The organism is Sorangium aterium (genome assembly GCF_028368935.1).
GTDB lineage: Bacteria > Myxococcota_A > Polyangia > Polyangiales > Polyangiaceae > Sorangium > Sorangium atrum.
This window is the reverse complement of sequence record NZ_JAQNDK010000003.1, coordinates 911,829-924,092: the sequence shown is the minus strand read 5'-3', so window position 1 is coordinate 924,092 and position 12,264 is coordinate 911,829. Positions and strand designations below refer to the sequence as shown.

Sequence of the window (12,264 nt, the reverse complement as noted above, 5' to 3'; positions counted from 1 at the left end):
TGGCGAGCGGCCCGCTTCTCGGGCTCATGTCGGGCTCCACCCGGCTGGATCCTCGGTCGGCGGAGCGCCTTGCGCTTGGATGGCTGTGCGGCCGGTGCGGTGTCACCGGTCCGGAAAGGACACGACGTGCAAGACCCCCTCAAGCCGAAGGACCACGCGGAAGCGGTAGCGCTCTATCGCAGTGAGATCATCGGCTCGCTCATGCACCGCGAGCTCGACCGGGGAGAGCTCGCCGAAGCGCTCGCCGACCTGAGCAAACAGCGGTTTCGCCCACCGCGCGCCCATTCTCCGCGCACTTACTCGGTCCCCACGCTCGAGCGTTGGTACTACGCGTACAAGACCGAAGGTCTCGAAGGCTTGCGTCCCAAGCCCCGCAAGGACAAGGGACGGGCGCGCGAGCTCACCCCCGAGCAACGGCAGATGCTGCTCGACATTCGAGAAGAGCACCCGAGCGCCTCGGTCTCGCTCATCCTCGACACGCTGATCGCGGCGGGCCGGATCGACAAGGAGGCCATCTCCGCCACCACGGTGCGACGCCTGTACGCCGAACACCGCCTTGATCGCGTCGCGCTGCGCGATCGCACGGGCGGCAAGGTGCGGTTGCGCTGGCAGGCCGAGCACCCCGGCGCTCTGTGGCACGGCGACGTGTGTCATGTGTCACCGATCCTCGTTGGCGGCAGCGTGGCGCCGGTGCGGATCCACGCGCTGCTCGACGACGCCTCCCGGTACATCCTCGCGATCGAGGCGATGAGCGCCGAGCGGGAGGTCGACATGCTGGCGCTCTTCATCCGAGCACTGCGCAAACATGGCGCTCCCGACGCCCTCTACCTGGATAACGGCTCGACCTACCGCGGGCACACCTTGCACCTGGCGTGTGAGCGACTCGGCACTACCCTGATCCACGCCCGTCCGTACGACGCCCCCGCGCGCGGCAAGATGGAGCGCTTCTGGAGGACGTTGCGAGAGAGGTGCGTGGACTTCACCGGAGCGCTCGGCTCGCTGCACGACCTCAACGTCCGGCTCTACGCCTGGGTCGACGAGCACTACCACCGCACACCGCACGCGGCGCTCTTCGGCAAATCCCCCGCGCAGGTGTACGAGGGGTATCCCCACGTCACCGACAACCTCGACGAGCGGAAGCTCCGCGACGCGCTCACGACCCAGGCCCGTCGGCGCGTCCGACGCGACAGCACGCTCTCGATGGATGGAGAGGATTGGGAGACCGATCTCGGCTTCCTCGCCGGCCACCTCGTCACGGTGTCGCGGTGCCTCGTCACGCCGAACGAGCCGCCCTGGATCGAACACGAGGGCAAACGCTTCGCCCTGCACCGGGTCGATCCGGTGAAGAACGCCCGTCGCCCGCGGCCGGCCTGCAACCTTGATGTCGCGCACGAGGCGCGGGTGCCCTTCGACCCGCCGAAAACGCTTCTGGACAAGGCTCTCGGACGAACGCCCCGCGATGGCGAGGAGGAATGACCATGGACTTTTGTAGCTACTTCAGCTTCACCGCAGAGCCATTTTCAAAGGAGGTCGAAGACGGCGAGCTCTGGCTCCCTCCGTCCAAGCAGGCGATACTCGAGATGCTCATCGAAGCGGTGCACGCCAGAAAGAGCGTGCTCCTCGCTGGTGACCCAGGCGTTGGCAAGACGTGTCTCCTCCGCGCGCTCCGTCATGCCCTTTCGCCGCAGACGTTTCGCTTGACCTACTGCGCCAACGTGACGCTTGGACGCCGGGACTTCTATCGCCAGCTCTGTCTGGCGCTCGGTCTCGCGCGCTGCAGCACCGCTGGAGACGTCTTCTACGCGGTCAGCACGCACGTCGAGGAACTCGCGAAGGAACGAGTATTTCCGGTCTTCGTCCTCGATGAGGCCCATCTACTTCATCAGGATACACTCGATCATCTTCACATACTCCTTAATTACGCCTGGGATAGCCGCGCATTGCTTTCGCTCGTGTTGCTTGGCTTGCCCGAGCTCGGCGAGCGGCTCCGCGTGCGCCGCAATCGCTCCCTGTATTCGCGCCTCCATTACCGATTGACCATCGATCCGCTCACGCCGGACGATACGGCCGACTATCTGCGTGTACGTCTCAACCGAGTCGGCTGCGCGAAAGAGCTCTTCACCACCGACGCGATCGCGATGCTGCACGAGGCGGCCGCCGGCAGCCTGCGCGACACCGACCGACTCGCCACGGCCGCTCTTCGAGCCGCTGCGCGCAAGAAGCGCAAGCTCGTCGAGCGCGATGTCTTCAGCCGCATCCTGCAACTGGACGCAGAGGAGCCCGGATGAACCCCGCCCCCCTGGCCGAGGGGGACACGCGGCGCGGTGACGTCGAGGGCAGCGCAGTCGCCGCCCTCGTCGTTTCCCTCGCGCTCGCCCGCGACGCGCTCACCGCGCCCTACCCGAGCGACCCGGATCCGCTTTGCCCTCGCCTCTACGCCGTCGACGTCGTGCTCCACTACCTCGATCGGCTCGACCACGCTCTCGCTCGCTACCACGCCGTCCTCGACGGCGATGACCGCCTCCCCCTCCACACCGACTGAACGCACCGGCGCTCTGCGACCACCGCAGTCACCCCGGTGCCTCGCCTCGCTGCAATCGCGGTGAGCGGAGATCCGGGTCGACGATGGCCATCACGGAGCCGGATCTTCCGGCCATCAAGCAGCCTGCTCGGTAACACGCGGGCAGCGTCGCCTTCTCCGAGCGCCGCCGGTACTCGCTCCGCTTCATCCCCAGCCGGCGGCTCCAGGAGTAGAGCGTGCCTGCGCTGACCCCTTCCTGCTCCGCGAACACGCGGGCGGACTGCCCGCTCTTGTGCCAGCGCGCCACCCGCTCACGCCAGATGCGTCTGCTCTCGTCCATCCACACCTCCGGCGCGGGTTTCTACGCAGCGCAGAGGCTCCAAAACAGCATGCGGGTCACCGGACGCATACCGTCCTCCCGTGCCAATGCGGGCCGCGGGCCGGCGCCGCCCTGCGTCCAGCATCCTCGACCCCGGCGGCAACCGCAAGGGAGCACGCCCATGGCGATGGGCGGGCGGTTACCTGCCGCCGCGCTTGTTGAGCAGCTCCCCGCCATCCTTCACGACTTACACGCGCCGCCTGAAATCAACGAGCCGCTCAGTCCTAGTCCTACGTCCTACTTCGGCGCCTTCATCACGGTCCCTTTGGACATGGTGACCTGATTGATCCAATATATACTTGTTTCATCGACAGCCAAGTCCGCCAGGGCAGGCTGATTGGAGGCGATGACAGTGGGCGCTCCGCCTCCAATAGGCACCTTGAAAAGCGATCCATCGTAGTAGCCCCAGTAGACGTGAGTGGCATCCACCGTGATGCCGTGAGGAGTACCGTTCTGCTTCGCGGCGAGCGTGACGAGGTGCCCACCGCCCTTCGGCATCTGGAGCACCGCGCCGTTGATGCCGCCGTTATCGCTGCGCGTGAAGTAGACGTTGGCTGCATCAACCGCGATTCCCCATGGAACATTCTGCCCGGATGCGAGAATCGCCGGGACACCTCCACTCTTGGAAACACTCATCACGGAGCCACCGTTGTAGTTCGTCCAATAGACACTGGTGGCGTCCAGCGCGATATCCCACGGGTTACGTAGCCCTGAGGCAAGCGTCACTGGGACGCCTCCGGCGATAGGCATCTTCATCACGGCGCCTCCGTCTTTGCTGGTCCAGTAGACGTGGGTCGCGTCCACAGCGACGTTGAGCGGTCCATGTTGGCCCGACGCCAGTACCGTCGGCTGGCCCCCGGCGAGGGGCAGCTTCATAACTGCGCCGTCACTCCGGTCGGGCGTGCCACTGTTAATCCAATAGACGTTGGTTGCGTCGACCGCGATGCCGACGGGAAGAGCCTGCGCTGAGGCGAGGACTACCGGCGTGCCACCGCTTTTCGGCACCTTCATTACCGTGCCGTCCTGGTTGATGGTGCCAACGTTAGTCCAGTAGACGTACGTCGCGTCAAGCGCGATGCCCCAGGGCTCCTTTTGTCCGGAAACGAAGGCGCAGATCGAGCCCGCGCATGTCGCCTCCTCACAGCTGTGGCCGCAGGCTCCGCAGTTCCTGGCATCGGCGGTGGTGTCGATGCAGACGCCGCCGCAGCACTGAGTCCCGCCAGCGTTGCACGTCGCACTGTCGGGCACATTCGAGGCCCCGGGCACACCACCGGCGCAGATACCAACTTGGCACGGGCTGAGAGCAGTTGGTACGTTCTCATTGTCGACGATCATCGTCGTGCCGCCCATCCCGGTGCAGACAGCCTTCTGGCACGTGCCCGGTGTCTGCGTCGCCAGCGGTGTTCCAGCCGGGAGATGAGCGAAGCCGCAGTTGCCGTCCATACACGTGGCCGTGATGCAGACATTACCGGGCGAAGGGCAGTCGGATGGCGCGGCGCACGGCAACCCAGTACCGCTGCTGCTGGAACCCGAATTCGAGGTCGTAGGCGACGAACTGCTGGACGACGCGGCGCCGGACGTCGAGGTGCTAGAGGCGCCACCGATTCCGTCACAGCCCATGCATGGGCCGAGTGCTGTACCGCCGCTGTTACAGAGCTGCACGCCCTGCCCCCCGCCAATGCATGCGCACGCGACCTGCGCACCAGGAGTGCATGCTCCCGCCTTACCTCCCATACCCGAGTCAGCCGTCTCGCTACCGTCCCTGTCGGTGCCGCACGCCGTGATGACCATGCCGCCAACTACCAAAACAATCGCTGCAACTCCTACCGTCTTTCGCTGGTCTTCCAGTTTCGATGGAGTTCGCACGCGGCTCGCCAGCCCCACTATCATTAGACATCCCTTTCAAAATCCTTACGAAGATCCGCCGAAGCCGTTCGACTGAGAACCGCCTAATGCCCGAAAGCGAGCCTCACCAGATCCGTTCGTCCGAACCCCGCAAAGCACCGCCGCCGCGGCTCGCCTGAACTTTCCGCCCTTCCGCGACCACCACGCGCGCTCGACGCCCTGCATGAAGCCCATGGTACACGCTCTCCGCCTGCGCGGGGCACTTGTAGTGTCTGCCAAGCGCGATCGAGACACGCCCGTCTAGTGCCCAGGATCACCCGACCCGGGGCGTCGGCGTGTGAACCCGTCCCCACATGTCGGATCACGTCGCAGCTCGTGCTGCCGTCGATGAGAGTGCACACGGTGCCGTCGGCGGCGACCATGCCGAAGTCGAGCGCCGTGGCGACCAACCGAGCGCCGAGCACGCGCTCCTCAGCACCGCGGCGCTGGCGGGCTTCGGCAAGGCTCAGAACCTCAGCGGCCACTGCGCGCCTCTTCCTGGCGCCGGCTGCTGCAGCCCGGTGCGGGTGGCGGTTCAGGCCGGGCGCGGCATCCGCCGGGTCGTTCGCCCGCGTCCACGCCGGGGTCGAGACGTCCTCCGGCGCGACGTACAGCACGGCCTTCCGGCCGTGTCACAGCTGACGGACTGGACCTCAGAGACCGGCGTACCACCGACGAAGAGCCGGATGATGGGGCGCTGCTCAATCATGCCGTCGCATCCATTGATCCACGTGCGGCAGTTCGTCTTCCACTTCTCGTCCCAAGGCTCCTTCGGACATATCGATGAACTCGAAAGGGCTCTTGGCGTTTTTCGCTGATCGCACGAGCAGCTCCCGATAGCTCCTGTCCTCGATCGCGAAGCTGATGAAGGTGCGGTCTTCGTGGCTATTGAACCCTCCTAACGACATATGGGCGTGCTCGCTTGAAGTTACCGGGCACTATATGGGCTCGATCGTGAGGACGCGCAGATGGGTCGTGCCGATCAGGCGCGCGTTGTACACGCGGTGCACGCCCGTAGCGGCGCCGATCGCCGCGCCTCCCGCTGCTGCGTAGAAAGCGGTCCTTCCATCTCCGCTGAGCGCCCCGAGAAGCAGACCAATGCCCGCACCCACGACCGCGTGCTCGACCACCGTGCGCGTGGCCTCACCATCCCAGCGCAGATCGATGCCTCGGGCGGCGAGGTCCTGCTGGAGCGCCTGAAACGCGCTGGCCGCACGGGCGATGACGACGAAGCTTACCGTAGCAACTCCAGCCGCCAGAATACTGATGAGCACCCGACGGTCGGCGATCTCAGCGAGGTCGAATACCCGTCCATCCTGGGGATACTCCCCACGGATGGCCCTGCCCACGACGTCGCTCCGCCAGGTAGCGTAACGGTAGACGTGCCCGTCCAGTACTTGCGGAATAGGCGAGTCGAAGTCCCCGTAGGGTTACACAACGATGATGCGCTTACCCATTCGCACCGCCGTCTCCATCTCGAATGTCGCCGTCTCGCGTTGGTGGAGCCCGGGCGTGTTCATCACCACGACTGCCGTCGCGACGGCGATCCGGTGGGTGATGTTCCGCTCTACCTCCTCGGACGTCCCCTGGAGGGCCCGCTCGGGAAGCACGGAGTAGTGGGCGAGGCTAGGGTCGGCGACGCGTAGCAGCCCCTCCATACGTCGCAAGGCGTCGGCGTCATCCCAGGAATGAATTGCAAAAACATTGGCGCGCCCGTGCATGGATCCTCCAGTCGCAGGCGCACGGTAGCCCGGGGACTCTGGGGGCGCAACGCGATCTTCGTGTGCATCGTGCATCAACACGGCTCCCCGTTGCGGGTGCTTCGGTCCGCGCTCGCCGCTGGCCCACCCGACGAAAACGCCATTTCGTTGGGTGGCTGGTTTGGCAAGTGGTCCCTAGCACCAAACGCCCCCATAGCCCTCCCCGCTGCCAGAACGCACTTCCGCAGTACTTGGCAGCACAGGCCGTGCGTCTGACGGCGGCCGGCCCCTGGCGGCGAACCCCATCACGACGTGGCGCCCGCTGAGCCCTGGCAAGGCGATCTCGGCCGCGTTGAAGCGTTGGACGAGGGGGCGGAGCCAGGCCCGACGCCGCAGGAAGGCCAGTACGACGAGCAGGTGCGACGGCGTGAGGATTAAGTCGGCGTCGCGCATCAGGACCCAGCGCCGCAGCGTGCGCGGGTGGGCGAAGTGGAAACGAGGGGGCAGGCCGTCGCCCAGGGCGCGGAGCGCGTCCCAGGCGAGCGCGGCGATCCAGGCGCAGAGCGCGAGCGGTCCTCGACGAAACCCCGGGCGGTCGGGCCGGCTGCGCTTGGGATATCCGCTCGCCGAGGTATCGTTCCACAGGTCGTAGCGGCTGATTCGATGGCTTTGCTCGTAGTGCTGGCGAGTGCGGTACTCGTGCAGCAGCTCCAGGGCCGGCGTCGTGTTGTCGTGCAATACGAAGAGCGCGTGCCAGCGGTCCTTGCCCTTCATCGCGTGTTCACACACGACAACGGTACGGAGAGGCCGAGCGATGCCGCGGATCGTGGTGGTTGTCTCGGCGAGCTCGATCTTCTCGGGCCTAGCCCTTGTACCGGCCGGGCTCCTCGTAGGGGGTGAACCGTGCTCGTGGCAATCGCTTCCAGGCGTCCACGTAGCCCGGCCGACGAGGCGCGCGGATCAAGAACACGATCTTGCCGAAGTGATCGAGGCGCCGGAGGCCTTCGTTGGTAGCGGAGGCGCCCGCTTCGATGATCAGGCGAAGCTGACGGACCTGGACGCCCCGACGAACAGCGCGGACAAATTCGAGGATCCGCTCGATGAGCTTGCCGTTGCCGCAGGTGACGACGAGCCCGAGGAAGCGGCGCGCCTCGGGCCAGTGCAGGAAGAAGAGCTTCTCGGCGCGCATCTTCTTGTTGCGGAGGGTGTGAAAGCCCTTCGGGATCTTGAATTTGCGCGTGGAGCGGGCAACGACGTGCTCAACAAGGCTCAGTGGCACCTAGCGGTGGCGCAACGCACCCCACGACTCGCTCGCGTGCGTCAGCTTCTTGACCCCTTCCGTCGTCACCGCGCGCACCAGCCCACCGAGGCGAGATCGAGAGATGACCTTCTTGCCGCGAGACAGGATCGCGAAGCCCGGATCGTGGAGGGTCTCAAAATGAAAGATGCGCGCGATGCCCAGGGCCGCGCGGAAGAACAGCGACAGCACAAGGCGCCACGCCTTGTCCCGCTTCCCAGCGCCCTGACCAGCGCGCGCTCCGCGACGCGGCTTAGGGCGAGCGCGGCCGGCAGCAGGAGGAAGGCGCCCCCGAAATGGGCGCGCCCGACGAGGTGGGGCGCGCGACATGCGCCTCCGCGCGATCGTGATCAGGGCGAAAGACAAGAAGGCCATAGGCGTCGAGAAACCGGCGGAGCCTCTGCTGCTCCATGTCGATCCCGAGCTCCCGCTCGATGAACGCGACCACCTCGGGCTGAGTACATCGTGGATGGTCGACGAGGTACTTGGCGATCAGACCAGCATGCTTCGGGCGCAGCCGCGGTTGACGGTGTCGCCCGATCTCCGCCCAGATCGACTCGAGCAACTGCTGCGTCGTGAGCGTGCGCACGGTGCACATGGCTCGGTCAATGCGGCGCACCGCCGCGCCCACTTGCGCTGCGGTCAGGCCCATCTCCGCATGCAGGGAAAAATAGGCTGCTACGCGCAGCAGGATCGGCTGGGCCGCGATGACGGCCACGAACCGCATCGCCGCCTCCAGCAGGACTTGCTGTGATCGTGTCGCCCCCTCCATCACGTCCGCATGCTCGCGCTGCCAGCGTACCCACGCCTGCTGCGGCGCCTCATTCGCGTGGGTCGTCGCCGTGTCCGTCGCCATCGTCCCCTCCTCACGACAAGCATCGCACAGGGACGAGAGCCTGCAGCGGCCGGGCTGCGGTCCCAGAACAAGACGCGCACCTGGTCACCTCGCCGATTTCTGAACACGAACAGATGCCCACAGAGCGGGTCGGCTCCGAAGCGCTGAGAGACCAAGGCCAACAGCCCATCGAAGCTCTTGCGCAGATCCGTGGGCTCGGCTGCGACGTACACCCGCACCGACGGAGGCAACGTCAGCGCGGCGTCTCCTCGGCGGCGAGCGCCAGTACCCGCTTGATCGTGGCCGGGTCGGAGCCCGGCCGGACCCGCACCACCCGCCCGCTGGGCAGCGCGATCTCGATCGGCTCCGGCACGGCGGCCGATACGTCCGTCACCACGTGGACCGGCAGAAAGCGCGGTGCTTCGGTCAACGACGACGGCGAGGGCTGGGAAGGCCGGTCAGCGCGCAGCTTCCAGCGCCACCAGTACAGCTGCTTTGGCATGTACCCGTCGCGCTGCGCGAACTTCTCGGCGCTCAGCCCGCTGCGCTGCCATCGCGCCACCCGCTCGGCCCACTCCGCCTTCGTCGCCACCGCTTCCTCCTTCGTCGCGATGGGGACTGGTAACCGGCCCCCGACGGGGTGGTCACGATGGCATTGGTCGGGCGGTTACTTCCCGCACGCCGCGTGCGTCGTCGCGCTCGTCAACGGGCTCGTGCACTGCGCCGAGGTGAGCGAGATCGAGGCCGAGAACTACCGGCGCAAGGAAGGCAAGGAGCTTAACGCCACCCGCACCAGGCGGTGCCGCGCCAAGAAGCCCTGAGCGGCCTCTTCACCGGTGAACTTACCGGCATAGGGTGCGGACCTCACCGGTAAACTTCACCGGCATCCGCGGCCGATCTCACGGGTGAAGTTCACCGAATTCCTGCGTGTTTCCGAGATCATTTACAAGGGGCTTGACTCGGGCGGAGATTTTACGGTTTCCTATTCGCCTGGGGGCGGCGGAAACGTTAGCTTTTGCTACTGCGTTCCGTGAGGATCATCTGCGTTATGCTAGAGATGTATGGGACGAGTAAATAATCCATTGAATATATTCATTTCTTCGACTTTCGACGATCTGATCGATTATCGGGAGACGGTCCACACTGCCATCCGGCGGCTGCAGAACCACGGCGAGGATATGATCTACTGGTCGGCTGACGAGCGCACCGCGCTCGCGGTCTCCATCGAGAGAGTTTCCTCCTCAGATCTGCTCATCCTCGTGCTGGCCCACCGCTACGGCACCGTACCCCCCGGTGAGGAACGAAGCTTCGTCGAGGCCGAGTATGACGAAGCCCGCAAGCGGAATATCCCCGTGCTCGCCTTCTTTATCGAGCCGATGCATCCCTGGCCGCCTCCCTATATCGATCCAGCCCCCCTTGCGGAAAAACTCGCCGCATTCAAAACGCGGATAGGACAGGAGTGCGTGCGCCAGTTCTTTAGAACTACCGAATCGCTCGCCGTCCTGGTAACGGAAGCTCTCGCCAACTTCGATCGGCAAAGAATCGAAATTCCCGAGCCCGCTGCCCTGGGGCATGATGCGCTGGTGCTTGTCCAGCCTCGATATGACCTTGTAAGGCGCGCCAATGCTCGCGTCGTGATCGGTAAGGGGCCGGACGGGCTGCCGCTCCTCCTTGGAGTCAAACGAAGTCAATCGCTGGACAGTATGCTCTCGAGGATCGCGAAGCTTCTTGAGCGGGAAAAGACGGCTGCTCCGCTAGACGGGATCAGCAGAGTGCTCGTAGAAGAAGGAGAGCGAATCTGGCGGAACAAAGGAATCTGGAAAATTCCTGTCGATTCGGGGGCAATGCCCTCATGCTACGTGTCCTATAAGAGTCTTTCGACGCTCTTCGCGCCTTCGCTTCTGGCCCTCACAATTCCGCTCCCCTCCGGCTATCAACAAAACGAAGTTCGAGATTTCCGCAATAGAAGCACTGAGCAGACCACACAGGCCTCAATCTTGGTCTCACGCTTCGGCCCCGACGAGCGGGTGCAATCCATCGGGGGCGAAAACCGATTCATTGCCTTGTCCCTCGACAACGATGAGACCTATGTTGCGGGCTGGCGCCCCGGCGGAGCAAAGCACCGCGGGGCACCCCAAAGCTGGCGAACATTTATTGAGGAGTCAATGCATGGATTTTCCGAGTGTCGTTTCGTAATCACACGCCACCGTTCGCCCGACTTGTCGGAAGATATCTTCCGAGGTGTGCTCGCCGAATACCCGCACGCTCTTTCGCGGGCCCTATCCGCGACCCGCTACGACGAGCGCGTGCGCTATAGTATCGTCTTTTCTGCGTCGCGCCGGGCGCTTGCCGAGATCGTCTTGCGAATCGCCGACCAACTCCGGGGAATCCATAGTTCCGGGCGGATACATGGCGACATCAAACCCCATAATATATTGTTAACTGAGTGTGGTCCGGTTCTTATCGATATGCTGTCACTTTCAATCGGTGAGTTGTCTCCTGCACTCAGTCCTGGTTGGGCAGCTCCTGAACAGGTGGCGGTCCAACCGGTGTCCGCGGCAACCGACATCTACCCACTCGGATTGATGCTGACTCGTCTGCTCAACGCATCGCTCACCGGCGAGGTTGCCGAGTACGTCATTCCTGAAAAGCGCGACGGTCGCGGCCCCAACAAGATCGGACTGCTCAAGAACCCAAGGATCTATATGGCACCTGAGAATGACGTGGTTGCGCGGCGCTCGCGTATCCCGTGGCTGGATTTTACGGAGAGGTGCTTGCTTTTTGACCAAAAGCAGCGCATCTCCAGCATTGACGATTTTACAGAGGGGTTGCAGAGTCTTCTGTTGGTTCATCCGCTAACTGGTTATGTCGATTTTACACTGACTCAACCTGTCCAGCTTGCGAGGCTTCCCGACGGGTCAGAGCTGCCGTGTCGTATTGCGGATGACGACTGGTCACCATATTACGCGACGTAGCCTACGGGCTGTGCAGTAAGGGAGCGCTTTTGATGCGTGCTGCGCGGATAAGTGCACGTGATCGGGCCCGTTCTTCAGGTTCGACTCGACGTGCCTATATGAGCGATCGTGGACAGGCCCGGCGCGCACGCAGGCAGCCTCCAGCCGCTCCTGGCCGTAGCGCTTGCCGAGAGGCAGCAGGCCCAGGCAGGACCGGAAGCCCTGCTCAGGGTGAGGCCGCGCTCGACCAGGATCACCTCGCAGAGTTGCCCGGCTGGCGGACCGGTCTTCTTAGCTCGCGCCTCATGGCACGAGGGTGTCCACTCCACATGCGCCCGCTGGGCGCTCGGCATCTGCTCACGCACGATCGAGTGTTTGCCGCGCGCTCGAAAGCGAGGGTGCGACGCGATCCGGCGGCTGCGGAGCACGACGTCGACTGTCTCTACCCTATACATCGACGACGCTGCCGGCGACGCGGCGCGACGCCGCCGCACACGGGCACGACCATCGCTACGCCCGAACCCATCGCTGCACCCACCGCCGTAGCGCCGCCGCTGCGACCTCGACCGTGTGGATCCCAGAGTCGGAACGCGTCCCTCAGAGCGATTCGATCATAGGAATTTTGCACGACCTATCTCAAATCTATGGTATTTCCGATCTTGAGGGGGTACACTGCGTGGCCAGCGTAGCGTAT

16 protein-coding genes are annotated in these 12,264 nt (G+C 64.6%); 6 read left to right on the top strand and 10 right to left on the bottom strand.

The genetic code is table 11. The annotated features are described in order from the left end of the window. Positions 1-126 precede the first annotated feature (126 nt). Genes POL72_RS27720 through POL72_RS27710 form a run of 3 tightly spaced genes read left to right on the top strand, consistent with a single transcriptional unit; the run spans position 127 to position 2,542 of the window. Entirely contained in the window at positions 127-1,476 is a 1,350-nt protein-coding gene (locus POL72_RS27720) for a DDE-type integrase/transposase/recombinase (RefSeq protein ID WP_272097400.1), read from the top strand. After that, positions 1,473-2,288, top strand: a complete 816-nt coding sequence (locus tag POL72_RS27715) for an ExeA family protein (RefSeq protein WP_272097399.1) — start codon at positions 1,473-1,475, stop codon at positions 2,286-2,288. The genes POL72_RS27720 and POL72_RS27715 overlap by 4 nt, the downstream gene beginning before the upstream one ends. Continuing rightward, a complete protein-coding gene (locus POL72_RS27710) occupies positions 2,285-2,542 on the top strand; it encodes a hypothetical protein (protein ID WP_272097398.1) in 258 nt (85 codons plus the stop codon). Before POL72_RS27715 ends, POL72_RS27710 begins: the two co-directional genes overlap by 4 nt. Positions 2,543-2,570: 28 nt before the next feature. Here POL72_RS27710 and tnpA (POL72_RS27705) read toward each other — a convergent pair whose 3' ends face one another. Further along, positions 2,571-2,861 carry an IS66 family insertion sequence element accessory protein TnpA gene (gene tnpA, locus POL72_RS27705; RefSeq protein ID WP_272098735.1) on the bottom strand — a complete coding sequence of 97 codons (291 nt, stop codon included), beginning with the start codon at positions 2,859-2,861 and terminating at the stop codon, positions 2,571-2,573. Between the two features lie 276 nt (positions 2,862-3,137). After that, entirely contained in the window at positions 3,138-4,250 is a 1,113-nt protein-coding gene (locus POL72_RS27700; RefSeq protein WP_272098733.1) for a hypothetical protein, read from the bottom strand. 848 nt (positions 4,251-5,098) lie between these two features. Between POL72_RS27700 and POL72_RS52320 the strand changes: the two genes are divergently transcribed. Next, positions 5,099-5,602 (top strand): hypothetical protein, encoded by a 504-nt coding sequence (locus POL72_RS52320; RefSeq protein ID WP_272098732.1) that lies wholly within the window; start codon positions 5,099-5,101, stop codon positions 5,600-5,602. Positions 5,603-5,722: 120 nt separating this feature from the next. Here POL72_RS52320 and POL72_RS27690 read toward each other — a convergent pair whose 3' ends face one another. The 8 genes from POL72_RS27690 to tnpA (POL72_RS27660) all read right to left on the bottom strand — a co-directional run bounded on the left by POL72_RS27690 (position 5,723) and on the right by tnpA (POL72_RS27660) (position 9,208). Further along, positions 5,723-6,133, bottom strand: a complete 411-nt coding sequence (locus POL72_RS27690) for a hypothetical protein (protein WP_272098731.1) — start codon at positions 6,131-6,133, stop codon at positions 5,723-5,725. A gap of 81 nt (positions 6,134-6,214) precedes the next feature. Continuing rightward, a complete protein-coding gene (locus POL72_RS27685; RefSeq protein WP_272098729.1) occupies positions 6,215-6,505 on the bottom strand; it encodes a hypothetical protein in 291 nt (96 codons plus the stop codon). A gap of 174 nt (positions 6,506-6,679) precedes the next feature. After that, the gene (locus POL72_RS27680) at positions 6,680-7,258 is read right to left on the bottom strand and encodes a hypothetical protein (protein WP_272098727.1); all 579 of its coding nucleotides are present in this window, start codon (positions 7,256-7,258) and stop codon (positions 6,680-6,682) included. 88 nt (positions 7,259-7,346) lie between these two features. Next, entirely contained in the window at positions 7,347-7,763 is a 417-nt protein-coding gene (locus POL72_RS27675; RefSeq protein ID WP_272098725.1) for a hypothetical protein, read from the bottom strand. After that, positions 7,764-7,973: a hypothetical protein gene (locus tag POL72_RS27670; protein ID WP_272098723.1), complete on the bottom strand. Its 210-nt coding sequence runs from the start codon at positions 7,971-7,973 to the stop codon at positions 7,764-7,766. It lies immediately after the preceding gene. Positions 7,974-8,034: 61 nt separating this feature from the next. Next, positions 8,035-8,637, bottom strand: coding sequence for a hypothetical protein (locus tag POL72_RS27665; RefSeq protein WP_272098721.1), 603 nt, complete (start codon positions 8,635-8,637; stop codon positions 8,035-8,037). Further along, complete coding sequence (tnpB, locus tag POL72_RS51870; protein ID WP_373372258.1) at positions 8,553-8,849, bottom strand: IS66 family insertion sequence element accessory protein TnpB; 297 nt, start codon at positions 8,847-8,849, stop codon at positions 8,553-8,555. The genes POL72_RS27665 and tnpB overlap by 85 nt, the downstream gene beginning before the upstream one ends. A gap of 20 nt (positions 8,850-8,869) precedes the next feature. Further along, complete coding sequence (gene tnpA, locus POL72_RS27660; protein ID WP_272098719.1) at positions 8,870-9,208, bottom strand: IS66 family insertion sequence element accessory protein TnpA; 339 nt, start codon at positions 9,206-9,208, stop codon at positions 8,870-8,872. A 19-nt stretch (positions 9,209-9,227) separates the two neighbouring features. On the opposite strand from tnpA (POL72_RS27660), the gene POL72_RS27655 reads away from it, so the two are divergent. Then, entirely contained in the window at positions 9,228-9,437 is a 210-nt protein-coding gene (locus POL72_RS27655) for a hypothetical protein (protein WP_272098717.1), read from the top strand. Positions 9,438-9,698: 261 nt separating this feature from the next. Then, positions 9,699-11,591 (top strand): DUF4062 domain-containing protein, encoded by a 1,893-nt coding sequence (locus POL72_RS27650; RefSeq protein WP_272098715.1) that lies wholly within the window; start codon positions 9,699-9,701, stop codon positions 11,589-11,591. The last annotated feature ends 673 nt before the right edge of the window (positions 11,592-12,264 follow it).